This window comes from Microcoleus sp. AT9b-C3 (assembly GCF_036705485.1).
GTDB lineage: Bacteria > Cyanobacteriota > Cyanobacteriia > Cyanobacteriales > Microcoleaceae > Microcoleus.
The window spans coordinates 35997-59494 of the sequence record NZ_JAUBUR010000027.1; the positions used below are offsets into that span (position 1 = coordinate 35997).

A 23498-nucleotide genomic window follows, 5' to 3' on the forward strand; every position below is an offset into this window, starting at 1 on the left:
TAATCAAATCAATTTTTCAAGCTTCAAAATCTTCGCCAAAAATCTGTTCATCCAGTTCTTGAATTTGCTCATATTGTTTTTGGGCTTTCAACAAATTATCTGCCAATTGCTCAAAGGCTTGATCTAATTCGGGTTTAACTTGATGCTTAAGCCAGATATCCATGACAACTTCACTAAAGTCAAATTCATCATCCACATTGCCTAAAATTGTTTCAATTTCTCCGACTACCAGTTCAAACATATTAATTTTGTCGTGCAGTATCCGCAGAATATACTCTTCGATACTGCCTTTGAGACAGAAGTTAAAAATAAAAACATCCTGGGTTTGTCCGATGCGGTGGATACGACCAATGCGCTGTTCAATTTTCATTGGGTTCCAGGGCAGGTCATAATTAACGATCGCATTAGCAAACTGGATGTTACGTCCTTCTCCCCCTGTTTCCGATGCTAAGAGTACAGAAACATTATCCCGAAATGCGGCTATAGCCTCATCTTTCTGTTTAAGGGACATTCCGCCAGTAAATTCTGCAAAGGGGATATTTGCCGCTTGCAGCGTTTTAGCTAAATAGGTGCTAGTTGCTTTATGGGTTGTGAAAACTAAGGTTTTCTGGCGAGATTTGGAGAGCATCTCTACTAAGGTTTTTGCTTTCTCGACCTGCTTGACTTGGGATGCTCGTGCAGCTAAAGACTTCAGTTCTTCATCGGGTAGGCGGATAGTCAGTTGCTTGAGGGAGTCAGCTAAAGCATTAGGGGATGAACCCGCTCGCATTAGCAAATTAGTACGGGAGAGTCTGTCTAGTTTGTCCTCTGAAGAACGTAGATACTTGCTTAAGTCTTGGTAAAGTTTCTCCTCTCCGGCTGCCGGGGTAACGGTAATTGTGGTGGCGAAGCGTTTGGGCAGTTTGACATCTACTAGGGCGCGGGTATTTCGTACCATAACTTCCCGCATCAGAGTGCGTAACTTTTCGGGATTTTTAGGGACTCGTCCATTCTTGGAATTGACGTATTCTTTTTTAAAAGCGGCTTCTGTTTGTAGCAGTCCCGGTTTGAGGAGGGTTAGCAGATTAAACAGTTCCACAAGGGAGTTCTGCACTGGCGTAGCAGTAAGCATGAGGATAAACCGCTTATTGAGGGCGTTGACCAGTTTCCAGTTGAGGGTACTGCGATTTTTTAGATGGTGTGCCTCATCGACAACAACCAAATCCCAAGTACGACTGGTGACGTGAAGATAATGTTTAGCAGACTTAGCCGTGTTTAATGAAGCGATAATTCGCGGATTATTTGTCCAAAATTCGTCTATCGGTTGTTGTGGGTCACGGTTATCTGTGGTGATAGTAGCGATATTAAATTTGTCACTTAACTCTGATTGCCACTGGGAAACTAGGGATGCCGGAGTTAACACTAGGATGGACTTTACCATCCCCCTAGCTAAGTATTCGGCGATGATTAGTCCCGCTTCAATGGTTTTACCCAATCCGACTTCATCCGCTAGTAATGCCCGTCCACCCATTTGTCTGAGGACTTTTCGGGCTGTTTCAATCTGATACCAGTATTTGTCGATAGCAGTTAATGTGGGTAGGCAAATGAGTTGGTCATAGTCTGCCATTACCGAGAGGTTAAACAGGTCTAAACGCGCTTCGTAGAAGTTAAGCGGGTCGTATTTACCAGCTTTCAGGGCTTCTAAGGCAGTGGAAGGATTGAATTGAAATGTATAGTTTTTTTCCATATTTATAGTTTTTCCTTACTCGGTCTGCTAAACAGACCTGTCCGCTAGCCTAAAAGCTTTGCTAGGTAATAAGTGTAGTCATTATCCTTAGCGTTTGAGGCTGAGAATACGGGCGACCCGCGGCTAGAACCCTTTATTGTACAGCAAGCGTTATGATGCTTGGTAGTGATACGGAAGTAGTGGTGAAACATAATCCTTGTCCCACAAGCAATACTTCGGACAGTTTTATATCTAGTCGAGTCTCCGAAACCCTTACTGGCTATATGCTAGACTATTTTTTCAAGGTTTAAGTAAGCGCGCACTCGTTTCAGAAAATGCGTAAAAAATGGCAGGGCTTCCTCGCCCTCGGCGGTGCTGGGCCGTTAAAAAACTGTCCGAAGTATTGTTAAATATGAATGGATCGAAATAAATGCCTATTCTAGCTGGTCAGCTCTTGTTTCATGTGTGGAAAAAATACTTAAACAATTTGGAGAAAATTATGTAATTAATTTTGCTTAACTACTTAACAACTCAAAAACTTGTAACAATTCGATCGCTCCTCAACTCCAATTCAAAAGAGGCGAGCGAGTGAAAGTTTCGGCTCAGTATCCCAGTACCAAGGAGTACAAAGGTGAGCGAGCCACCGTAGTTGAGGTGTGGAGGGATGGGCGGCAATGCCTGTTGGTTGAGCTCGACCGCGAAGTGACAATTCTCGGTCAATCAAAAAAACAACTCTACCTTGACCGCCGTTATTTAGTTTTAGAGTCCGCTGCTGACTCAAATCTCAACGAAAACGAACTAGAATTAGTTGAACGTGCACTCAAAGCAATTGCGGACAACAACCCCGCAGCAGCCCATGATGTCTATTGCCAAGTGTATGAATTGGGAGTTAAGGAAGCGGTCAAAGCATTGCTAACAAACGATGAAAATGAGGATTTCAGACAATTGGTCAAACTTTGGAAGCAAAGAAAAAGTCAACCTTAACCTAATGTCGGCATCGCTCCCGAACGTCTGAGGTAAAATATAACGACACCTTCGTTTGTTGTATGAGCGCGCAGGCTAACCCAAGGGAACCTGGAGGTCTTTTCCTTTCCCTACCCCCGGCACCCTAATTTTTTGTCAAATGAAACCAGAATTCAGTTTTTTTGAGCATTGGTATCCTGTGATACCACTCGAAGACTTAGATCCCAAGCAACCAACTTCAGTAACACTTTTGGGACTGCGTTTAGTGATCTGGAAACCCAAATCATCTGAAACTTTCCAAGTGTTTTTAGATCGATGTCCCCACCGCCTTGCGCCTCTAAGTGAGGGGCGCATTGATGACGAAACAGGGAATTTAATGTGCAGCTATCACGGTTGGCAATTTGATGAGCAGGGAAGTTGTACTCATATTCCCCAAGCGGAAAATCCAGAACTTGTAAGCAAGAATAAAGGAAATCTGTGTGCTATAGCACTACCAGTTCGCCAGCAACAGGATTTACTCTGGATTTGGCCAGATGCAAAATCAAGCGAACAAGCTGCAAATACACCCTTACCTTTATCACCGCAGATAGATGCAACTCAAGGCTTTGTTTGGTCTTCTTTTGTACGAGATTTAGAATATGACTGGGAAACCCTTGTGGAAAATGTGGCAGATCCGAGTCATGTTCCTTTTGCTCATCACGGCGTGCAGGGAAATCGCAAACAAGCAAGACCGATGGCGTTCAAAATCGTGCAATCAACACCCAATTTGATTGAAGGGGCAATAGTTGGGCCTTTTCAAACAACAATCACTTTTGAACCGCCTTGTCGCTTGGAGTATGCGTTCAGTTTTGGCGATGGCAGCAAAAAGTTTGGATTGCTCACCTACTGCATACCTGTGTCTCCTGGGAAGTCTAGAATTGTCGCTCTATTTCCCCGTAACTTTGGTCAAACACTCCATCGTCTCAAACCTCGTTGGTGGGATCACATCACCAATCGCAATCTTGTTATTGAGGGAGATATGATTCTTCTACAGCAGCAAGAGTATTTCCTCCAACAAGCAAAATCTACCCAAAGCTGGAAAACTGCTTATCAGTTACCTACAAGTGCAGATCGTTTCGTAATTGAGTTTAGGAAGTGGTTTGACGGCTATTGTCACGGACAACTCCCCTGGAGCGAAGTTGGAATCAATCTTCCACCGACACGGAATATCAATAACGATCGCCAACAAACGCTCGATCGCTACAAACAACACACCCAACATTGCAGTAGCTGTCGAAAAGCACTTTTGGTCGCGGAACGCTTACAAGCATTGCTTTTAGGCTACTTTGTGATTACTGTTTGCGCTGTTGCTCTCTTTCCTGATGAATTGCGACTTTATGTGGGCTTACCCTTAATTGTGATAGCACTACTAGGTCTAGGAGCTTACACTTGGCTGAGATTTTGGCTTCGTCCTAGATTTTACTTTGTGGACTACATCCATGCACGCAGATAAAGGCAATTCTCAGGCACTGTTGCAGCAGTTTCCTGCTCAAGTTCAATAAATGAGCCAACAGATGCTCACCAGATAAATATACTAATTATCCTAGGTAAATTCATATTTTTAATAATCATTTTCTGGCGTTGCTCAGCTCAATACTTCGGACAGTTTTTTAACTGCCCTGTAAGCCTTACAGAGACAGCCCTGCCATTTTTTACGCATTTTAGGAAACTTAGGGCTGGACTTAAACCTTGAAATAATCGTCCACCATATAGCCAGTCTGGATTTCGGACACTCGATTAGATATAAAACTGTCCTAAGTATTGTGCTAACAGACATTGAAAATAAGAATTTCCGACAATTAATCAAACTTTGGAAGCAAAGCAAAGCAAAAGTCAGCCTTAACTTAACCCCAAGATGGCTGTCTGAGTTTGGTGTATACTCGAAGTCTTGGTTTTCCTCGCATAGCCGTAGCAGTTTTAGACCCTGGGTCAGGATATGGTTCTAACCTGATGTAGCGGCACTGCTTTCAAGTCCTAGATGGGGAAATACCCAATTCCTGCCTAGAACAAGGTTTTGGAGGGAATGGAAAAATAGGAGTATCCCAGCCTAGCTCTTGACACCCGTTTATGGAAATGGCTAGAGAGACATAAGCCATTTAGGGAAACGTTAATGAGCAACAAAGTAAACTTACGCAAGCTGTAGTAGTTCTAAGCTTAGGCTCAGAATATGAGCTTATCTTAATTGACGTGTAACGGTTGTAGGGGTCTAGATAAGTATCTACAAAATTTGTCAAGTTTTACCTTCTATAAAATTTGCTATAACAAAAGGGTAGGCTTGAAAAATTTATTAAGGTCATTCGCATGGATAGTTTGGATGAGCGATACTACAGGGGTTCTGACTTTAAGTGTGTTTTTGAACGTAAGCCACAGGGTAATTGTGTAAAAGTTTACCATAAAGCCCACTTCTTAGCAGATGTAAATAAGTTTCCTACTCCAAGAAGTGAAGATAAGTATGTTCCTATTGAGGAATATGAAGCTCCACCCTACGAAAACGAACAGGAAGCTTATGCTCATGCATGCGGATGGATAGATTATATCTTTTTTTACCAAACTGATTCAGATAAAAATAAAGCTCTTTGGGAAAAGGCTTATAGCATTTGTAAAGAAATCTATGAGGATAAATATAAAGTTGCATTGTCTTTTGATGCAGAGCGAGCCTACAAAGCAGGCTGGGAAAAGGGGTTGAAAGTTAAAAATATTGATAGAGATGTAGACGGTTAAATGAAGACTTAATGAAGCTTTTGGAGTTCTAAGACCAGGGCTGCGATATACGTGTTTTCTCGCCTAGAACAAGATTTTGGAGTGAGGAGGAAAATAGGCTTATCCTGATGTAGCGGCAATGGTTCCACGTTCTAGGCTGAGAAATATCGCTTCGCCGTCTAAATCCCCAGCAGGATTTTTTCGACGGGCTATTAATTTTTTTCAAAACAAATTATAGTTGGAAAAATAGTCGCCTGTCCGTCCGCTTAAGGACACTTAAAGCCCTGTGTCACGCGCTTAATACTATTTAATAGCTTTAGCGGTTTCAGGCTATGGCTCAGAAAATATGCCTATTTTGATGAAATTGAGTGTTTGCAAACAGTTGTTGCAATTTTACTAACGCCTGTCCCTTTGTTGCAGTCAAGTTTTTACATTCTGCAAAATATTAAATTATGGTTTACATTGGTAGTTATTACTCTAACTCTTGAAATATGGATCTTTTTACACCTGTTGTACCTCAAGAACGCCTACATTCTAACTTTCTTGAAGTTACTCAGCCAGAACGTTTTGAGTTTACACGTGAAGTTTTAAATAATTGGGCGAATGGTTTTAAAGATAGAGATAATAAATTTGTTCAAGAGTTTCAGAAAACATTTGATTCATCATTTTGGGAATTGTATCTTTTTGCTTGCTTTAAAGAGCTTGGCTGTTCCTCTAATTTATCTTATCCATCCCCAGATTTTGTATTAACTTCTCCCTATGGTGAATTTATTGCTGAAGCTACTATTACCCAGGCACCTTACGATTATCGTCCTGAATCAGATAAGGCTATGGTTAAAGAACCTGGAATGGCTGATATTATAAGGCTATCTACAATACGACTATTAAATTCAATTACGAAGAAAGTTGATAGTTTTAAGACCTTGTATTCGACATATCCTTATGTTCAAAATAAACCATTTGTAATATGTGTTAGCTGCTTTGACCAGCCATTCTTTTTTAAACAAAATTATTTAGCAATTCGCCAGGTCCTTTATGCTTATGATCAACTTTTGACAATTCCAGGCACTCAAGAAGGAGAAGTGCTTATTGTAGGAGAATCCAGAAAATATGAAGTACAAAAAAAACCTAATGTGGAACTTAAATTAGGTTTATTTCTGGATGAAACTCTGTCTGATGTAAGTGCTGTTATTTTTAGCAATGCTGCTACTACTTCCAAGATTCAGGCTCTTGCTACGGGAGGAAAAGATTTATCAATTTTTGTTGGTTCCAGAGGGATTAAGTCTAAAGCTGGAGTAGTAAAACTTATGCCTTTTGCTACTCGGGGTCTAGATTATCAAGAAACATTGCTTGATGGTTTAAATGTCTTTTTTAACCCATTTGCAAAATATCCTTTAGACCCAAAAATTTTTGAGGGTCGAGAAATAGCACTTCATAATTATCAACCAAAAACCGATAACTATCAAGTAAGTATTCCAAATAACTTTCTCTATGCTCGAAGATGTGTGTCGCCTAAATTTTTTGATACTGAAGAAGCTCTCAATAGTTATCAGACTTCTATTGCTAGTACAAAAACTTATAAAGAATTGCCTCTTGAAATTTGGAAAAAGAATGAATTAATGTATATGGTTGGAAAGAATATATCATTTTGCGAAAATTACATGGGGCATTATCGTGGTTGGAGCATTCTAGTTTCTTTAAATACTACGACTCAACGTTGGCGTGCTTTAGCAGTAAATACTCTTTGTTATACTTATCCCCAATTCCTGCAAGTTACTGGTGATAAACACATGGCTTTAACAATCTTAGAAGAATGGTTATCAACAAAAGAAGAAGTGTATACTTCTATCAAATCTAAAATTGACGAAATTTCTGAGCAGGCTTAAGACCGTAAGACACTATTACCATACATCGTAAGACACATTACATTTCCTGACGTAACTCCAATGAATTCAAGCTCTAGGCGGGGAAACAACATTTTCCCCGCCTAGAACAAGGTTTTGGAGTGAGTGGGAAATAGGGGTATCCCCGCCTAGAACAAGATTTTGGAGTGAGCGGGAAATTACCCTATCCCCGCCTAAAGCTCCCAGCGGGATTTTTACGACTGGCCGCCATTGTCTTCTTCATAGTCACAATTAAAAAATCGGTCATCGGAAAAATAGCCGCCTGCCCGTCCGGCTGAGGACACCAAAAAGCCGTGTGTCACGCGCTTGACACTACTTGGCGTTACTGCTAGACAAAATGAAACGCCTGACACAAGGGATTCAACTGTTATGCCCAATCCTAAAGGACACGAAGACTCAATCAAAGATTCCCGCTATTTGGGTCTGTACGAAGGCAGAGTATAACTAATACTTTGCCTCCTCAAACTGGGTTGAATAATCAGCTAATTTAGGATGCTTTTGTGCTTTCAAGCTTCCTCGAAAGCTACGTAGGGAGTTATTTGTTACGTTTCTTAATCTCACGTCCTATTTTGCAGGTATCTCGGTTGTACCCCTCCTTACCCTGCCTTGGTATACTCCGCGAAGGCTCTGCCTCCAGCAAGCCGTAAAGCTGCATCAAAGCGGTAGATTGCGACATTAGGTTAATGCTGGATAAGACCGATGTAGGGGGTGGTATCCACCATATTTGACCTTGCATACATAGTTAGCCCGCATACCTGTATATAAGTTATCTTATGTAATGTACTGGCTGCTTTTTGGTAACTAAGCTTTATGAGCAAAGGTTTTGGCAATCAAGATAGGAAAAAACTTCAAAATAACCCAGGTCATACCCCCCTCAAGCAACATCAGAAAAAGGGTACAGCTCTTAAATCACAACTAGCTAATTTACCTATCTCTGAAACTAATTGGGAACGAGATTGGTTGCCAGAATATCTTTGGATAGCCTCTCTACGTGATGTTGTTCCGACTGATAAGCTGTATGAGCCTTACTATGCATTCATGGAGGCTATTGGTGAGTTTTTAGAAGGCGAGCAACTGATAATTGGCTTAGTGTCAGACTTTGCAGCTTTAGCCCCGCATCGTGACCGATTACTAGCTAAGCATGGTGAGCTTATTGAGCAACTTTTTCTTCGCCCATTTGGACGCATACTTGCGTGCTATCCAAATTCACCGGCATCTTGGCTAGTTAATCAAGAATTCATTGAGCGGGGTGGACATCTTGATCGTGAAGTAGAAATTCCTCGCATTCGTTCACTGGTAACTGATTTAGTTGATGGGCGTGGTGAGCTGGCAACAGCAGCTAGAATGGCATCATTTGGTCAAGTAGTAAAAAGTGGAAAAGTTCGCTTTCCACGAGGTTTGCCAATTGTAGATCTTTTACCGAAATATCCAAACCAGTGTTCTCACGATGAATGTAAGCAAGTAGAAGGTTTTGTTCGTGCAAGCTTAGGTAGCATTTTAAGCACCGAGTCAAAATACGAGTCAAAAGAGTGGTCAAAGTATTTTTGGCGTCACAACTATGATTTAGCTACTTGTCAACCAGTTCTGCTGGGTATTAGGGGTGCAAAGCCTGCATCTGAAAACGACATCAATCAAGCAGTTTCAGTTATTGAAACAAATGTAAAAGCTGCAAGAGCCTATTTAGAAAATCTAGCTATGCAACTTCAGTATGATCTCTATGCTCCAGAACGTCAGGAAGTTCTGAGTGGCTTGTTTGCTCGTTGCATACGCCTATTTCTGCTTATTATGGAAAATCCAGCCTTATGGGCTCGTGATACTGCGGGAATCATGCTGCGATGCTTGGTGGAAACCACTATTACATTTTGCTATCTCGCCGAGCATGGCACAGAAGATGAATTTGAAAGTTTTCGACAATATGGAGAAGCACAGAAAAAGCTTCTAATGCTTCAGCTTCAGGATAATCATCCAGATTCTATGACACTCGAAGGCCGTGATGCATCAGATATCTCTAAAGAACTTGGTGGTTTCTCTGCTGAAATTTTACAGATTGAACTTGGACACTGGGCTAAAAAGGATGCACGTCAACTTGCATATACTGCTGGACTAGAACGTTACTATAGGCTGGTTTTTACACCTACTAGTGCTGATATTCACGGAACTTGGACAAGTTTGAAAGATTCAAATCTTGGAGTTTGTGCAGAACCACTTCATCGCTTTCATCAAATTCCAACATATGCAGAACCGCCTCTCTATTTATACACACTTCAAGCAGCACATGATTTACTTGAGAAAGCGTATGAAGCCGGTGTACGTGCGCTTGGATTTCCCCCAACTCTAGAATTGCTATCTCTTTTGCCTAATGATACAGATGACGTTGGAGTAACAGAACAGATATAGATGAGCTGTTGAGGAGAAATATATACTTCATCATGCAATCACATTAATAAATTGCTGATATTCCCGCCTAGAACAAGGTTTTGGAGTGATTGGGAAATTACCTTTTCTCCGTCTAAACCCCTAGCGGGATTTTTTCGACGGGCTGTTAAGTCTTTGTCGAAGTGAAAAAAATTAGAAGACCGTCGGAAAAATAGCCGCCTGCCCGTCCGGCTGAGGACACCCAAGGTCGTGTGTCACGCGCTTGACAGTATTTAATGACCTTAGCAGTTCCAGGCTCTGGCTCAGGATCTACCATTATCTTGACCTCGCTTTCGTGGTTTGAAGCCCCCAACCAGAAAATATTAAGTTAATGGTGATCAACAATGATTTGGGATATGAGTTCGTGATACCCGATTGTTAACAATACGGAAAACCCTAACCAGCTTCTTAAGAGCGAACGCTAGGATTAATAAATCCTTTTGCAAAAAGTAATTATGAGCAACATCCCTCAAAATCAAGACTCGCTCGGAGAAAAACTTAAAGCGACTGATACCAATAATTCTGACATAATTTATAATGGTCTCAAAGCAGCCGCTAGCTCTATACCAGCACTCGGGCCGTTAACTGAATTCTTTATCGATACCTATATTGGTCCTCCGGCAACGAAAAGAATACGTAATTTTTTAGAAGCTGTAGTTGAAAAATTAACTGAGCTACAATCTAAAGTTGAATCAGTTAATTGTGAAAATCCGGTTTTTTTGACAACTTTTCTCCATGCGTCTCAGATAGCTCGCCACACTCATAAGGAGCAAAAACTTGAAGCCTTGAGGAATGTAGTTCTCAATTCATCTATTCCCAGCTCCGTAGAGGATGATGTTTTAGCGATATTTCTCAACTGGATTGATGGTTTTACCGCCCTTCATATATCTACTCTCAAGTGCCTTCACTACCTGAGTGGCTATACCCCAGAGCAATTACGCACACATTTTCCTATGTTGGAAAAAAACAGGGCTATATACAATCAGGTATTGAAAGACTTAGAAGATAGGGGATTAATAAGTTTAAAAGAAGATTATATCACAAGAGAAAAATACGATAATCATATACCCCAAAGGTTCGGATATCCTAGAGCCGAAATTGCTCCCGATGGTACTCGTGTGTACGATATATCTGAAAAAGAAATAAAAATGGAAACTTCTAAACAGCGAGAAGATATTGATGATATTCTTGCAGCCAATTCTTTATATGGTCAAGAAAGCAAAACCACAGAATTAGGAGAGCAGTTTATTGAGTTTATAGAATACCCCTCTATCGCCTAGCATTAGATACCTGTTTGTAGAAATGGTTGGATAAGGTGTCAACCATTTCTAGAAACCATGTACCTCCATCTTCTCCGTTTATGGAAACGGTACAAGCTGGAAGGCAGTGGTCACAGATAACCTTAATCTTCTCCGTTGCTGCAATGGCTGTAGGGTTCTAGATGGAATAGGCTTTTCCCCGCCTAAACCCCTAGCGGGATTTTGCGACGGCTTACCATTTATATTTCGTAGTTACAATTTAAGATTTAAGTCGTTGGAAAAATCTCCGCACTGCCGTCCGCAAGGACATTTAAAACCCTGTGTCACGCGGTTGAATCTATTTAATGACCTTAGTGGTTCCAGCCTCTGGCTCAGGATATGGATTTATCCTGATATAGGAAAGGTTAGAGAGTACAGATTAGTCCCAAGCACTTGTTCGTACCTGCAATTCCTAGAAATGCCACATAGCGCTCTAACGTTCGTGGTTACCGGTTACTAGATATCGCAGTCACTCTACCAGTGAATGGCGACAGTCCACTCCACCACCGTTGTTAGAATACTTTTTTTGTCAGGGCATAGAATCAAGTGGCGACTGCACTTGCATGAGTCTCTACCATTACATCATGAACAAATTTGCGTTTTAAGACGTAGCGAATACACTCAAGACCAGATTCGTCGTAGATTTCAAGTTTTACCAAATAGTCATAACCAAAATCTATATACACTGGGCATTGAGCATCCAGCCATGTTTTACGAGGACGCACCCAATCGTATTGGTGATGACCCTCATAGGATTGATCGACTTGCTCCCGGATCTCACGAATACTATGTATCCAACCAAATCGAACTTCAGCCTTGGTTATAGTTGGGTTATCTTGCTGCGCCTCCGATAGCCGATAGAAGTACCCACGATTAGCATCATCCGCGAATGGAGGATAATTACGGCGCTTGGAGGAGTGTTCTACCTTGTCCCAAATCAAATCTTTGGCAATTTCGGAATTGGGCGCTGGCAATTTGTGGTAAATGCCAAAGTTCTGGTGGAAGCCAGAGCCGTCAACTACCCATATAAGGTTGCCATAAAATTTTTCACGCGAAGTCCTTTCAGCCTCCGTCATTGATGAATGCTGTACCTCAATCACGATTCCAGTTGGTGTTTTGATATCCGCCCTGTGTATTTCGCCATCATGGGCAATGTGAGAAACTTCGCGACATTCTATTGGAAAAATATTTTTCCAGTCTCGGTGCCAGGGAGTTTCATTTTCCCACCACGGATCGCAATCCTTTTGTCGGTAATGTGCCCAATGATGTAGGATTCTTGGACCACATTTCGCGATCATTTCAGAACCGCAAGTTGGGCATAACCCTCGACCGCCGGGAAAAGCCTCAACACGGTTGTTGTTAACGAGAGCCAATTGCATAAGCTGATGCTGTAAAGTTCTATATCCTAACCTAGCCACAGCACTTCCACGTCCTAGGCTGGGAAATGTGGCTATCTGAGTTTAGGGCTTGTGACTGCATCATGTAAAAATCTCTATATTGTTAGAGCAATAGTTACATAGTTTTTTAGAATGACTTTAAATGCTATAATAAACATGAACCGTAAATAATAGGTCAAAACAATGTCAACATCAAAATTTGACGAATTAGTAGCAATTCTTTCTGAAGACTATCGAAAAACCGAGGAATATTTAGAGAGAAACTCTAATTTTATAGAACAACTTACTTTAAAATTAGATGATTATATTGGGTGTGGTCTTAGTAACTTGTTTTGTTTCATAGAAGAAGGAGAAAAAAATAAAGCTCCTGTTGAAAACAACATTGAAAGCTTAATGGCTGAAAACCTCATCGTAGTAACTGATGACTTTTGTTTTGTGTTTCCACTAATGATTCAGATAAAATCAAATTCATTTGACAACCATCACTGGAATCCGAGTTTTAAGAAAAGCTATTTAGCTCCTCCATCAAAAGTAGTTCTTTTTCTGACTATTGAGCAGCAAGAAGAGAATTTATTTAGTGTAACTGCTCCTATTATTAACGAAGAAGAACAGGTTGAAGAAAAAATATTTCCTATAACTCCCAATAGTGAGGATTCATGGAATGAATTAGTTGAGTCTTGTTTTAAAGTTATAAAAAAAACAATTGAAGGTGGACTGGAAAAAAGACTTAGGGAATCACTCATTAAAACAGATGATACCCCTAAAAGAGTTTTTCGACTGCCATAAGGTAAAAAAATCGTTAATTTTTTACCACTTGAAACTACTATAAATTCACAGCATACACACATCCTGCTCTAACCTTAGTATGACTACAGGTTCATCAGAATATAGAAATATCTTGATGTAGCAGCAAAGCTTACAAGCCCTAGGTCGGAAAATTTGACATTTCCGTCTTCTAGCCGTAGCACTTTTAGGCTCTGGGTCAGCAAAGGATTTGTCTTGATGAAGCTGTAGGGAACTACTAGCCAGAAACCTAAGTTTTTTTCAATATTCTAGAATGGAAGAGAAATATATTCGACTCTCAGGAACATTAGATGTCTAATAAAGTACAGTATGACGAAGATTTTGGGTTAGACCTTAATCAGGTAGTAGCTTGGAAGCGTATACCTACCTATTTAGGGCCAGCGTTGCGCGATAGGAAAGATTGGGATTTAGAGCTATACCTCTCTGGTAATACTATTCTTGTAGAAAAAAGTAGTTTAGATGAGGAAGCTTTTAATAACCTTCTTCAAGATTTATCCAACGAGTTTCCGCCTAATTCTTCTAAAGATGGACTTGTTGGAAAAGCATTTGAGTAACTGTATCAGCCATTAAATGAAAATGACTGAACCATCCATATGTTGACCTAGCCACGGCACTTCCAACTCCTAGGCTGGGAAATAAGCTGTTGTGCATTTAAATTGAATGTCAAAAAACAATCTAAGTCTTGTGGGGTGGGCGTCCCGCCCGCCCTCAATATGCAATTTAAATGCGTGACAGCTTATGGATATCCCCGCCTAGAACAAGGTTTTGGAGTGAGTGAGAATTACCCTTTCCCCGCCTAAAGCTCCCAGCGGGATTTTTACGACTGGCCGCCATTGTCTTCTTCATAGTCACAATTAAAAAATCGGTCATCGGAAAAATAGCCGCCTGCCCGTCCGGCTGAGGACACCAAAAAGCCGTGTGTCACGCGCTTGACACTGCTTAGTGTTACTGCTAGACTAAGTGAAACGCTTGACACTACTGGGCATTACTGCTAGACTAAGTGAAACGCTTGACACAAGGGATTCACTTGTTATGCCTAACTCTAAAGGACACGAAGACTCAATCAGAGATTCCCGCTTTAAAGCTGCTTGGCATGGCGGCCCGACTCGCACCATTCGAGTTCCGATAGTCCTGGCTGACGCTACTCTCGAATATGTCTGTATCCTTGCTTAGCCGTACCAATTTTAAACCCTGGGTCAAGGTATGGGATTATCCTAATAAAGCTTTAGCAGTTTCAAGCCTAGAGTTATAAACGCTTCTGACTTACTTGTAAGGAAGTTGATAGTGAGGGCAAACAGCATCTACTTGTATTTTAGAATAAATCATTACTTCTCCCTCCCAAGTCATATACTGAGAACCAGGAAACTCCAAAATTAAATCTGCATTTTTATTATGACGGTGAAACTTAATATCTGGTGTTTTCTTAGAAAACTCATTTTCAAAGAATAGAGGTGGCAGCTTACTGACACGTTCTGCAATTGACTCTATATTATATTGGGATGCGGTGTTATTAATGTAAACATCGTGAGGCAACTCTATTCCGTGAAGTTTACGAACCGTTCTGAGAATTGCAGTGTTCAAATGATGACCAACTCGGTAGAGATTTGTAAAGTGATAACGTAAGTCATAATTTAAAGAAATAGCGCTTGTACCATTGGGAGGATGAATTTCACAATCAGGACCTATACGCCCATTAGGTTGCATCCCCTCTACAAAATACCCAGTAATACGAGCATTTTTGGGAAAAGTTTGAATACGTTTCTCTATAGTATGTGCAACTATACTATGTCCCATTGAGTACATCATTATGGGGCGCAATTGAGCTCCATTGTGCTTGATCTTATTAACAGCAAGAGCAAATGAGTCTCTATAGTGTTTAATTTCTGCATGAAAATTTTTATAGCCAGGGTGTTTGACCTTATCTAACCAACTCTCTACAGATTTTTCCTTGCCATTACTATTAAATGGATGAATAACTTTAAGAATACGATAGCAATCCTCAATGTGAAATTGCAATGCGTATAGCAATTCTTTTTGTAAACCAGGTAGCTTATCTAAAGGATAATCTAAATGTCCATCAGCATTAAACAAAGCCGTAGAAATCTGATCTATTTCATCCAGAACAGCATGGAAAGACTGCATTACGTTCTGTATTGAGAGACTGTAGATTGAGAACGGATGCCGTTCGGTGTGATCGTTATGATAGGTAAAGCTTTCAGGGAGAAGTTTTAGACAATTAAATGCTTTAGGGTGTAAGTTGCCATCTCTATATGTTTTACGTTCGAGCTTCATCATAAAATCATAAATGAGTCAAGTTTGTATTATAAGTGTAACACAGTGAGTGTGAACTCAGGACTGTTAAAACTCGGCGCTACTGTCAATTTAGGATTACTGTTGTATTGAGTGAAACGCTTGACACAATGGATTTATTTGTTATGCCAAACCCTAAAGGACACGAAGATTCAATCAAAGATTCCCGCTTTAAAGCTGCTTGGCAGAGTGGCCCGACTCGCACCATTCGAGTTCCGATAGTCCTGGCTGACGCTACTCTGGACTATGCCCGACAACTCGACCAATGTATTGAACCGCATGACACAAAAGACGTGTCTGATATCGGGACTAACACAGTTGCCGTCGAACCGCGTGACACGGGGATAAAGACTGATAGCCAAACTAATAGCCCGGTCGATGGTGGAGCCGTTGAAACGCATGACACAGTTAGCATACAGGCTGAGCTAGAAGATGCTAGAGCTGAAAACAAAAGATGGGAAAAAGCTTTTAAGGGATTCGAGGAAGAAAAATACGAGCTTGAATGGGAAGTGGGAGTAGTGCGCTCACTACTTGGCTCAGCGACTTGTTCACCGACGCCACCAGTGGCTGAATTTAAGTTACTAGAACCCGCAGAGGTACTTAACTTACTGAAAGGTAAGCGCAAGAAAACACAAGCTGATTTACGCGATATTGAAGTTGTCTGGCAGATACTTGAGGAGTTAACCCCTGACAAGGGAAATTGAGTGGGTGGATTTGTCGCAACTGCTTGCCGTCGCACTTGCATCGGCGGGACTCATCCTACTTCTGTTTGCGATAATCACTGGCTTTGACGCTGGCGCCCAGCAACTGCCATACTCCCCGCTTAATTTTAGGCTCCGGCTCGTAGCTTTTAGCATTTCTTCAAGGAGCATCGAAGCCAGCGATTTTTCTATTTCTAAAGCTCAACCGATTTTGTTTTTCTAATGCGTGTAAGGATAGGGCGGAGACGTTAAAATATATCCAGTGTAATGGTAAACCAATTAAATTAAAGAACCCTTAACAAATGCAAGAAAATAAGATTTCTCAATTCATTCAAGCGCTTGCCTTCTTTGAGCTAGAGCTAGAAGAAATGACCGGGAAGCCGGGTTATGAAGGTAGAAGAGGCAAAGTGATTGCCATAAGAAAAAAAGGCGATAAGTCACGGATACTGTGCGCTTATTCCACCTATGACGAACTCTTGGACTGGGCTAAGCAACAGTTCCATAACCCCATTTAACGCTTTAGTTTAGGATAATTTCACACTCATTTATCACCCTTGGAAAGCCGCCACACTTCCTGCTGTTGCGATCGCTCCCGACAACCTTGGTGTATACCAAACATGGGCGTACATCAGCTTTTATTTTGTTTGCGGTAATCCCAAGGTCTTTCACCGCCGTTGGGAAGCCGCCACACTCCCCGCCGTGTTGAGCGCCCCATCTCCTCTGCGGTATCGAACACATCAGTATTGTGGCAGTTAGCACTGAATTGCTTGTAGTGGTACGCCATACCCGCTTTGAGCATTTCCTCTTGCACCGATTGTTCGCCTGACGGTGACTCTAGCAATACTTCAGCCACACTGCGGCCGTACTTGTCCCGATCCATCTCGATAACTATGACCTGACCTTTTGCTTGGGCAACTAGGGAACGAAGGTAATTCCGAGACTCAATACCCAGGGGTTGCTTGGCTTCTGGCGCATCTATGCCACACAATCGAATCTTTTGTTCCTGATTATCGCACCGCACTCGAAAGGTATCGCCGTCGTAAATCGAACCTTCAACCACCTGACACCGACGCGATTCTGTTTGACTGGGAGGCTTGGCTAGTTTGGGTTTATCGTTGGGTTGGTGGAAGTGAAACCAAACCAAAACTGCAATGGCTAACAAGGGTAGGGCGTTGAGGAACTTCTGCATTTATTTATTGCCAATTTAATCAATACTTTATTGAACATCAATCACCACCTCTAAGTTAATCTGCCTGTCCTTTTGACCCAAGTTTTTGATGCGACGTACTTTGCCAGCTACAGGAGATTTAATCTGAGTAATGTCGCGTAGTTTAGCTTCAATCTCTTGTTTTTGCCCGACCAAGGAAGCTATTTGATATTGTTGGCGCTGCATCTCTGATTGTTGCCTCACCAGGTTTAGTGAATGCTCGTACTGTTGGTGTTGGTAATTGCTCTTAGCTTTGTTGAGTGCAGCAATGGCGCTATTTAGTTGTCCCACTAATCTTGCTTTAGATTCAGCAAGTTTGGTGCGGTTGTTCGCTTCAGCGGTGATGGCTTCTGCCCTTTCTTCTAGTTGCTTGGCTTCCAATAACTTCCTGAGCGCTTCATCCTTAAATCTGAACGAGGTTTCTGGTGCTGGTGCTACCGAGTGGGCTTCCATTAGTTGCAGTTCATCCTTGATTTGTTGGATGGCTGCTTCTTCTATGGCAAAGTTGGGTTCGGGAAGTTCGGCTAGTTTGCTCGTAGGAATCGATAATTGTTGGATGCTGTTCTCGATTTGCTTGCGTTCTGCTTCCAAGGATTGGCGTTCTTCGGTGCGATCGCTGATGATTTGTCCGGCTGCTACCTCCGATCCTTCCGCAATCTTTAAATCGTTGAGGGAAATCACTTGCACTTGAATGCGATGTCTTTTAGTTGGTTTGGCTGATTGCTGGAGCTGAATAACGGGCTGCTTTTGTAAACGAGGTATGGGTGCTGGTGAGGGTGTTAGTGTAGTAGGCTGCGGGTTGAGGTTGAGGAAAGGCAAGAATCCCACAACTCCCGCTCCTAATGCAGTTGCTATATATTCTTTCATAGGCTACCTCATAAGTCTGGTTTAGGGCTAAATATTTTGGCTTCTAGGGAACCTGTGATGTATTGTCCGCTCAGTAATTTGATGGCTGTTTCTAAGGGACAGTAGTTAAAAGTTATTTTATCACCGATTAGTTTGGCAATCTCCAATTGTTTGGGATTAGCAATAATTTTAATTGAATCGGGTTCATCTACGGTTAACGTACCCGTCACAAAGATGAGAGTATTGGGAATGGGTGTTATGGCAAACTCTTCCTCGTCAAACTGCAACAATTGAACTGATGCAGATGCGGGTTTACCAACTTCGGCGGTTAATCGGCTAGTGATGACATTCGTTCCGGTTTTGAAGATTCCTAGTTTATTTACCACCACAAACTCGTTCCCCTCTCCCGCTGCTATAAAATACTTACCGTCTGCTGAACTAGAATCGCTGGCGAAAGTTCCGTTTATTTGAGCGTAAACGTGGTAAGAAGCTGCATTGGTTTGATAAATATCCGTTGCATTTGAGCGCAATCCGAGGGAACTCCCCACCAATGCTGTCGGGCCACCCGTTCCGCTTAGTTTAATCGCTCCAATCAAAGTCACTATCGCAATAGCCAAGACCCAATATTCACCAGTGCCTCCAGTTTGTAAGCGTCGATTGGGATTGCTCACCGATATACACCAAGTGGGATAGGGCCAGAAGAACTGCACTCCCTGTTTGGTGAATATATCAGAGAAGCAACTTAGCAAGTGTCCCAAAGGCAGAGACAACCAAGTTTTCCAATCTGCGTAAAAGTAGACAGGTACAGATACTAGAGCCAAAGCGCAAGTTGCCAGGAAGCAATGAGTAATCGAGCGATGGGGAAAGCGATCCTCAATCCAATTGCTAATCGGAAATAGGATTTGTCCGATGGTACTTGTGGATGTATCAATATCAGGCAACTGACTACCAGCAATCGCTAATGCCAAATGCAGGGAATTACCAGTACCCAGGAGTAATGAAACTCCTGCTGCTGACACAATAGAGTGAGTGAGTGCCATCATTTCACAGCTTCTCCCACAGGCATAACTTTTCCGGCTTCGTCTATTAGCTCTAAACCATATTCTGACGCATCTTCTAAATCTAAATCTGACACTTGACAACAATCATAGAACTCAGCATCGCCTGCAATGCCAAGCTCATAAATGTTTACCCACTGTTCTGGGTGTAACTTGTGCGCTTCTGTTGCAGGAATACCTTGAATCATTGTCCTAACCTCTTCTTGGCACCTTCGACACGCCCTAATTGTTTGGCAGCCATCGCCGCAGTCAGGGCAACGCCACCAAAGATTTGCCAATTCTTGTTACCAGTTCCCATTCCTACATAGCGAATCACGGCAAAAGAGAACAATCCTGCCAGAATGATCGGCATCATCACCAAATACTGGCGATGCTCCACTGTTTGATTGATGCCGTGTTTCTCTTGCTGCACTACTTTCCTGGCCAGCATCGGATTCCTCCCCGCTAGCGGTTGCAGTTGGGAAAGTCGAGCTGCTGTGAGATTCAAACCCAATTTTGCTGCTTCATCTTCCATTGCATATCTAATAGCGCGATCGCTCGGTAATTCTAATTCCACTTCGATCATCTTGATGAAGATATCGCGGGCTGGGTTAGCCACCGCAAAACAACAAACCCTGCAACCAGCTTCGATTAAATCCTCCAGCCAGAATCGAATTCCCGTGGTGAGGCGCTTGGCTTCGGGCAACAGCAATAAGGCATCAGTGGGAATATTGAGCGCGATTTCTTCTTTGAGTTGGTCTAAGGTCAATTGTTTAACTTTGCCTTTGTCATCCTCCACTTCGGTAGGAATGTCCAATTGTTCGGCTAACTGCTGAAAGAATTTCTTGCCACTACCTTTGTAGGTAGCCGTAGCAATGGAGAACTCCCCCGCCAATTCCAAAGCAACCCCCGCTGCCACATCTTCCAATCCCGTGCCTAATTCCCCGGTGACGATGCAGCAGTGACCGCTGCGGAGGATTTCACAGACTTTGGTTACTTCGTTTCTGGATTTTTCTGTTGATTCTTGTTGCGGTGCCGCTGCAACAGTTGCTGAGCTATTGATGCGGCATTCGGCTTTGGGTTGGCTGCATCCCTCACCGCTTGCAGTTTCGCTTTGAGGTCAGGGGGCAGGTCATCCTCGGTCATCCCCGCAGCGAGGTGCAGCTTTATCAGTTCCGGCATCGCTACCTGTTGCACTTTGAGTTCGGCTGCTTCCCGAATTAACTCTTCTAGCCCGTCCTCATCCTCCTCACTCCCAGGTATCTCCGGCTGCACAGGAATCTCTAACGCCGATGCCAAACCCGAATTTTCCGATAGCGCTAGCTGCCCGCCACCACCGAATCCCTGCATCTTGCCCGTTTGTCGAATGTGTTCGCTCAACTCCTCCATCAGTTTCATTTGCTCGGCGTTGAGATACGGGCCATCCGCATCCCGGCTTGCCTCAATTCCCAGGTACTTTAATCTGTTGTAATACGTAGATGTTCCGATACCCAGCTTCTCGCAGATTTCATCGGGTCGTAGTTTGGTGGAAAGTTCTGTTGTCATTGGATTTTTGGTAGTTTTTTAATATTGGATGTACATAATATGTACTATACACCGCACAAAATCCACCTATCAACCGGACTATGGAACTGGAATCCACCCGGAGTTTAGCTCAGTCATTCCACTGTAAGTAATCCTGTAAAACAAGTGTATTTTGTTACTTAGCGGTGTTTAACCAATCAAATAGGAATGAGAAACAATGCAAACAGACATGGGCAACAATCGGAGTCGAGCGTGGAACATGGGAACCTTAGCAAAAAGGCGGAAGAATCGCAAAACTGGGGAAAGCGTGGATATCCTGACTGGTGCAGATTGGAACGAGGGTATGGCGAGCAAGAACCGCAGCGGAGTTTCCACCATCTCTGAAAGCATCGGGGGAGACGACATCACCGACTGGGCGAGATTTAAAGTGAATGTTCCCGTGCAAGTGAACCTGGTAACGGACAATGCCATCGCCGCCATTGTCAACTCTAGTCGCAGCGTGGTTGTGGATTCGAGCGACGGATATTCGAGCAACTTGACAGCTACTTTGGAACCGGGAGTCTACTTTCTCCAATTCAGCACCGAGTCTTCCATTGGGTCTTTGTTTACCTCCAAGTTGACCCTAACGCAGGTGAGTTAATCAATCCGTGCAGATAATGGCATTGGGGCAGTGTTGTTCGATGAGGGAACGGACAACACTCCACTCACCCCGCCCCCCAGACCATCCGAGTTTGTAAGGCAGGAAAGGAGTTAGTTGCAATTCCAAGGATTTACCGTGAAGTTTGGACAAACAAAGCGCCAGGGCTTCGTAATCGGTATAGCGTTTCTTGCTGCCATGTAAGTTTTGACCTGCCATATTGCACACCCAAAGCTCAGGAATGGAGCTAACCCGAACCATTTGGATTTTGCCGGGAACAAAGCGCTCTCCACCCGCATCGGGGCCACAGAAGCGTTGATACTCCGATTCCACCCCTGACCACTTGGCTGCAATTGCTTTGCCCAAACCCGTATGAAGCACACCGGTGCAACAAACTTGATGAGCGATGATGCCCGTTTCGATATCGGGGATGATTTTCAACTTTATTTCTAGTACCATGTGCCTTATGATACTTGCCTGTTAGAAATGCTAAACAAATCCAAGTTGTTGCAAGTAATAATTTTGTAACAAACTGTAATAACCTGGATTAAAGATTAATTGGTGTAGCATCAAAGTCACCTTGGATAGGGCAAGTCTGAGGATACCAAATGCAGATTATCTTGGTGGGCAAGTACACCGAAACACAACGAGAATCTTGGTATGCGGGAGCACCGAAACACAACCCATAGTTGGGTGTACCAAAAGACCGAAACACAACCCATAGTTGGGTGTACCAGAAAACCGAAACAGAGCCAATATCTTGATATGCGGGAGTACCGAAACAGAGCCAATATCTTCGTGGGCGGGAGCACCGAAACAAGCCAATAGCAGGAGTGTACCCCAGCATCAAAACACGACCAATGGCTTAGTGTACCAGAACTCAAGGAATATCTAGATATGCGGGAGCACCGAAACACAGCGCATAGTGAGAGTGTACCCTAGGATCGAAACATAACGAATAATTCGGTGTACCCAAGCATCGAAATAGCGAAGAATATCGGGCAACGGGAGAAGTGAGTAGAATGCAACCGCTGCCCCAAGTGGATGAGCTACCAGCGCCCACAGGCGTGATAGTAATCCGATTCTATTTCGTGCTGGAGTTCGAGGTGAGCTAAATAAGGTTCGATGGATTGTTCTGGTTCGATGTATTGTGCTAATTCTTGTTGTAAGAACACGGCAATGAATTGCACTAAGCTAATTAGGAGCATGACAATTAGGGTTCCTGCTTGTAGTTTTATACCCCTAGCGATAGCCATTTAATTAATTTTTTATTGGTGATGAGGTAGCGTTGATACTTGGTTTTTCTTATTCCCAGCAATCCCCTGATTTAGGTAACAATGCACTAATCTAATTTAGGATTGCTGGGCAATCTAGGTCTGCGGGGGCACCCAAACACCCAGCACCCAAACTCTCGGTACGCTGGGATGAAGGATTAGATGCAGGGATTGGATGAGTTGCCCCTTCGCCCCGTTCTCATGGAGCCTAGCAGGGTACTCACCACGGTGCAGCGTTCTGCATTTTCTTTGACTAGATGAATGCGACCCAAGCGCCCGTTACTCACACCGAGCCAGTTGTACTGCATTCGATAAGCTCCATCTTTCTTGTCGTAATAAAAAGTGGCAGTTTTGATAGTGACTTTGGGGTCTATGCCCGCACTTTGCCACTGAGGAGGTTCATCAACTCGGTGAACTGAATATTCAATGCCCTGGGGTGTTTGTCGAATCTGACACTCCATGATCAATCTTTCACGTCGAGCTTCGGATTTAGCTTTTTGGAAGCACCAATAAATCCGATCGTTTGCTACGCTAACTTGTTGAGAATTCATAAACCCCATCCATCCTGGTACTGCGATGGCGCACAGGATGTTGAGTACCGCGATGAGAATGAGTTTTTCGGTTAGTGTGAATCCAGAATCGGTGGAATAGCGCATGACACTTGCCTCATGATTTACACCCGCTGCGGTAGCCGTTTTCTTGGTATTTCCTGTTTTCTTGTTACCTGAAGTAGTTGA

The 23498-nt window shown here is 42.8% G+C and carries 24 protein-coding genes; 12 read left to right on the top strand and 12 right to left on the bottom strand.

The window, feature by feature from the left end; genetic code table 11:
* Positions 1 to 16: 16 nt before the first annotated feature.
* The gene (locus tag QUB77_RS22125; RefSeq protein WP_333106742.1) at positions 17 to 1726 is read right to left on the bottom strand and encodes an SNF2-related protein; all 1710 of its coding nucleotides are present in this window, start codon (positions 1724 to 1726) and stop codon (positions 17 to 19) included.
* A gap of 567 nt (positions 1727 to 2293) precedes the next feature.
* Between QUB77_RS22125 and QUB77_RS22130 the strand changes: the two genes are divergently transcribed.
* From QUB77_RS22130 to QUB77_RS22155, 6 genes are all read left to right on the top strand, one after another.
* Complete coding sequence (locus QUB77_RS22130) at positions 2294 to 2689, top strand: hypothetical protein (RefSeq protein ID WP_333323438.1); 396 nt, start codon at positions 2294 to 2296, stop codon at positions 2687 to 2689.
* Positions 2690 to 2828: 139 nt separating this feature from the next.
* Positions 2829 to 4160, top strand: a complete 1332-nt coding sequence (locus tag QUB77_RS22135) for a Rieske 2Fe-2S domain-containing protein (protein WP_333054220.1) — start codon at positions 2829 to 2831, stop codon at positions 4158 to 4160.
* An 848-nt stretch (positions 4161 to 5008) separates the two neighbouring features.
* Positions 5009 to 5428, top strand: coding sequence for a hypothetical protein (locus tag QUB77_RS22140; RefSeq protein ID WP_333256857.1), 420 nt, complete (start codon positions 5009 to 5011; stop codon positions 5426 to 5428).
* 470 nt (positions 5429 to 5898) lie between these two features.
* Positions 5899 to 7293 carry a hypothetical protein gene (locus tag QUB77_RS22145; protein WP_333256860.1) on the top strand — a complete coding sequence of 465 codons (1395 nt, stop codon included), beginning with the start codon at positions 5899 to 5901 and terminating at the stop codon, positions 7291 to 7293.
* Positions 7294 to 8121: 828 nt separating this feature from the next.
* Entirely contained in the window at positions 8122 to 9708 is a 1587-nt protein-coding gene (locus tag QUB77_RS22150) for a DUF5677 domain-containing protein (protein ID WP_333256863.1), read from the top strand.
* A gap of 473 nt (positions 9709 to 10181) precedes the next feature.
* Complete coding sequence (locus QUB77_RS22155; protein WP_333256866.1) at positions 10182 to 11006, top strand: hypothetical protein; 825 nt, start codon at positions 10182 to 10184, stop codon at positions 11004 to 11006.
* A gap of 560 nt (positions 11007 to 11566) precedes the next feature.
* Here QUB77_RS22155 and QUB77_RS22160 read toward each other — a convergent pair.
* Positions 11567 to 12403 carry a competence protein CoiA family protein gene (locus QUB77_RS22160; RefSeq protein ID WP_333256869.1) on the bottom strand — a complete coding sequence of 279 codons (837 nt, stop codon included), beginning with the start codon at positions 12401 to 12403 and terminating at the stop codon, positions 11567 to 11569.
* 201 nt (positions 12404 to 12604) lie between these two features.
* Here QUB77_RS22160 and QUB77_RS22165 point away from each other — a divergent pair, with 201 nt between their 5' ends.
* From QUB77_RS22165 to QUB77_RS22175, 3 genes are all read left to right on the top strand, one after another.
* A complete protein-coding gene (locus tag QUB77_RS22165) occupies positions 12605 to 13207 on the top strand; it encodes a hypothetical protein (protein ID WP_333256872.1) in 603 nt (200 codons plus the stop codon).
* A gap of 308 nt (positions 13208 to 13515) precedes the next feature.
* On the top strand, positions 13516 to 13779 hold the full coding sequence (locus tag QUB77_RS22170; protein WP_333256875.1) for a hypothetical protein: 264 nt from the start codon (positions 13516 to 13518) through the stop codon (positions 13777 to 13779).
* Between the two features lie 478 nt (positions 13780 to 14257).
* Positions 14258 to 14398 carry a hypothetical protein gene (locus QUB77_RS22175; RefSeq protein WP_333256878.1) on the top strand — a complete coding sequence of 47 codons (141 nt, stop codon included), beginning with the start codon at positions 14258 to 14260 and terminating at the stop codon, positions 14396 to 14398.
* 90 nt (positions 14399 to 14488) lie between these two features.
* On the opposite strand, the gene QUB77_RS22180 is transcribed toward QUB77_RS22175, so the two are convergent.
* Positions 14489 to 15520, bottom strand: a complete 1032-nt coding sequence (locus tag QUB77_RS22180) for a hypothetical protein (RefSeq protein ID WP_333256881.1) — start codon at positions 15518 to 15520, stop codon at positions 14489 to 14491.
* Positions 15521 to 15660: 140 nt separating this feature from the next.
* Here QUB77_RS22180 and QUB77_RS22185 point away from each other — a divergent pair, with 140 nt between their 5' ends.
* Together QUB77_RS22185 and QUB77_RS22190 are read left to right on the top strand one after the other, a co-directional pair.
* Positions 15661 to 16239 (top strand): hypothetical protein, encoded by a 579-nt coding sequence (locus tag QUB77_RS22185; protein WP_333323440.1) that lies wholly within the window; start codon positions 15661 to 15663, stop codon positions 16237 to 16239.
* A 299-nt stretch (positions 16240 to 16538) separates the two neighbouring features.
* Entirely contained in the window at positions 16539 to 16751 is a 213-nt protein-coding gene (locus QUB77_RS22190; protein ID WP_333323442.1) for a hypothetical protein, read from the top strand.
* Positions 16752 to 16864: 113 nt separating this feature from the next.
* On the opposite strand, the gene QUB77_RS22195 is transcribed toward QUB77_RS22190, so the two are convergent.
* From QUB77_RS22195 to QUB77_RS22220, 6 genes are all read right to left on the bottom strand, one after another.
* Positions 16865 to 17425 (bottom strand): thermonuclease family protein, encoded by a 561-nt coding sequence (locus QUB77_RS22195; protein WP_333323444.1) that lies wholly within the window; start codon positions 17423 to 17425, stop codon positions 16865 to 16867.
* Positions 17426 to 17452: 27 nt separating this feature from the next.
* Positions 17453 to 18310: a hypothetical protein gene (locus QUB77_RS22200; protein ID WP_333323446.1), complete on the bottom strand. Its 858-nt coding sequence runs from the start codon at positions 18308 to 18310 to the stop codon at positions 17453 to 17455.
* Positions 18311 to 18318: 8 nt separating this feature from the next.
* Entirely contained in the window at positions 18319 to 19332 is a 1014-nt protein-coding gene (locus QUB77_RS22205) for a metal-dependent hydrolase (RefSeq protein WP_333323448.1), read from the bottom strand.
* Entirely contained in the window at positions 19329 to 19535 is a 207-nt protein-coding gene (locus tag QUB77_RS22210; protein ID WP_333323450.1) for a hypothetical protein, read from the bottom strand. The genes QUB77_RS22205 and QUB77_RS22210 overlap by 4 nt, the downstream gene beginning before the upstream one ends.
* A complete protein-coding gene (locus QUB77_RS22215) occupies positions 19532 to 20254 on the bottom strand; it encodes a hypothetical protein (protein WP_333323452.1) in 723 nt (240 codons plus the stop codon). Before QUB77_RS22215 ends, QUB77_RS22210 begins: the two co-directional genes overlap by 4 nt.
* Positions 20255 to 20319: 65 nt before the next feature.
* Positions 20320 to 20871 carry a hypothetical protein gene (locus QUB77_RS22220; RefSeq protein ID WP_333323454.1) on the bottom strand — a complete coding sequence of 184 codons (552 nt, stop codon included), beginning with the start codon at positions 20869 to 20871 and terminating at the stop codon, positions 20320 to 20322.
* Between the two features lie 196 nt (positions 20872 to 21067).
* Between QUB77_RS22220 and QUB77_RS22225 the strand changes: the two genes are divergently transcribed.
* Complete coding sequence (locus QUB77_RS22225; protein ID WP_333054207.1) at positions 21068 to 21490, top strand: hypothetical protein; 423 nt, start codon at positions 21068 to 21070, stop codon at positions 21488 to 21490.
* On the opposite strand, the gene QUB77_RS22230 is transcribed toward QUB77_RS22225, so the two are convergent.
* The 3 genes from QUB77_RS22230 to QUB77_RS22240 form a co-directional block, all read right to left on the bottom strand.
* Positions 21491 to 21946 carry a hypothetical protein gene (locus QUB77_RS22230; RefSeq protein WP_333054206.1) on the bottom strand — a complete coding sequence of 152 codons (456 nt, stop codon included), beginning with the start codon at positions 21944 to 21946 and terminating at the stop codon, positions 21491 to 21493. It lies immediately after the preceding gene.
* A gap of 590 nt (positions 21947 to 22536) precedes the next feature.
* Entirely contained in the window at positions 22537 to 22743 is a 207-nt protein-coding gene (locus QUB77_RS22235; RefSeq protein WP_333054205.1) for a hypothetical protein, read from the bottom strand.
* Between the two features lie 176 nt (positions 22744 to 22919).
* Entirely contained in the window at positions 22920 to 23417 is a 498-nt protein-coding gene (locus QUB77_RS22240; protein WP_333054204.1) for a hypothetical protein, read from the bottom strand.
* Between the last annotated feature and the right edge of the window lie 81 nt (positions 23418 to 23498).

Bases quoted from the DNA above. Each gene is read 5' to 3' on its own strand.
- QUB77_RS22165 (WP_333256872.1), top strand. From the start codon at position 12,605: ATGTCAACATCAAAATTTGACGAATTAGTAGCAATTCTTTCTGAAGAC.
- QUB77_RS22125 (WP_333106742.1), bottom strand. From the start codon at position 1,726: ATGGAAAAAAACTATACATTTCAATTCAATCCTTCCACTGCCTTAGAA.
- QUB77_RS22185 (WP_333323440.1), top strand. From the start codon at position 15,661: ATGCCAAACCCTAAAGGACACGAAGATTCAATCAAAGATTCCCGCTTT.
- QUB77_RS22190 (WP_333323442.1), top strand. From the start codon at position 16,539: ATGCAAGAAAATAAGATTTCTCAATTCATTCAAGCGCTTGCCTTCTTT.
- QUB77_RS22225 (WP_333054207.1), top strand. From the start codon at position 21,068: ATGCAAACAGACATGGGCAACAATCGGAGTCGAGCGTGGAACATGGGA.
- QUB77_RS22195 (WP_333323444.1), bottom strand. From the start codon at position 17,425: ATGCAGAAGTTCCTCAACGCCCTACCCTTGTTAGCCATTGCAGTTTTG.
- QUB77_RS22200 (WP_333323446.1), bottom strand. From the start codon at position 18,310: ATGAAAGAATATATAGCAACTGCATTAGGAGCGGGAGTTGTGGGATTC.
- QUB77_RS22205 (WP_333323448.1), bottom strand. From the start codon at position 19,332: ATGATGGCACTCACTCACTCTATTGTGTCAGCAGCAGGAGTTTCATTA.
- QUB77_RS22145 (WP_333256860.1), top strand. From the start codon at position 5,899: ATGGATCTTTTTACACCTGTTGTACCTCAAGAACGCCTACATTCTAAC.
- QUB77_RS22220 (WP_333323454.1), bottom strand. From the start codon at position 20,871: ATGACAACAGAACTTTCCACCAAACTACGACCCGATGAAATCTGCGAG.
- QUB77_RS22155 (WP_333256866.1), top strand. From the start codon at position 10,182: ATGAGCAACATCCCTCAAAATCAAGACTCGCTCGGAGAAAAACTTAAA.
- QUB77_RS22240 (WP_333054204.1), bottom strand. From the start codon at position 23,417: ATGCGCTATTCCACCGATTCTGGATTCACACTAACCGAAAAACTCATT.
- QUB77_RS22160 (WP_333256869.1), bottom strand. From the start codon at position 12,403: ATGCAATTGGCTCTCGTTAACAACAACCGTGTTGAGGCTTTTCCCGGC.
- QUB77_RS22235 (WP_333054205.1), bottom strand. From the start codon at position 22,743: ATGGCTATCGCTAGGGGTATAAAACTACAAGCAGGAACCCTAATTGTC.
- QUB77_RS22150 (WP_333256863.1), top strand. From the start codon at position 8,122: ATGAGCAAAGGTTTTGGCAATCAAGATAGGAAAAAACTTCAAAATAAC.
- QUB77_RS22135 (WP_333054220.1), top strand. From the start codon at position 2,829: ATGAAACCAGAATTCAGTTTTTTTGAGCATTGGTATCCTGTGATACCA.
- QUB77_RS22175 (WP_333256878.1), top strand. From the start codon at position 14,258: ATGCCTAACTCTAAAGGACACGAAGACTCAATCAGAGATTCCCGCTTT.
- QUB77_RS22140 (WP_333256857.1), top strand. From the start codon at position 5,009: ATGGATAGTTTGGATGAGCGATACTACAGGGGTTCTGACTTTAAGTGT.
- QUB77_RS22230 (WP_333054206.1), bottom strand. From the start codon at position 21,946: ATGGTACTAGAAATAAAGTTGAAAATCATCCCCGATATCGAAACGGGC.
- QUB77_RS22210 (WP_333323450.1), bottom strand. From the start codon at position 19,535: ATGATTCAAGGTATTCCTGCAACAGAAGCGCACAAGTTACACCCAGAA.
- QUB77_RS22180 (WP_333256881.1), bottom strand. From the start codon at position 15,520: ATGATGAAGCTCGAACGTAAAACATATAGAGATGGCAACTTACACCCT.
- QUB77_RS22170 (WP_333256875.1), top strand. From the start codon at position 13,516: ATGTCTAATAAAGTACAGTATGACGAAGATTTTGGGTTAGACCTTAAT.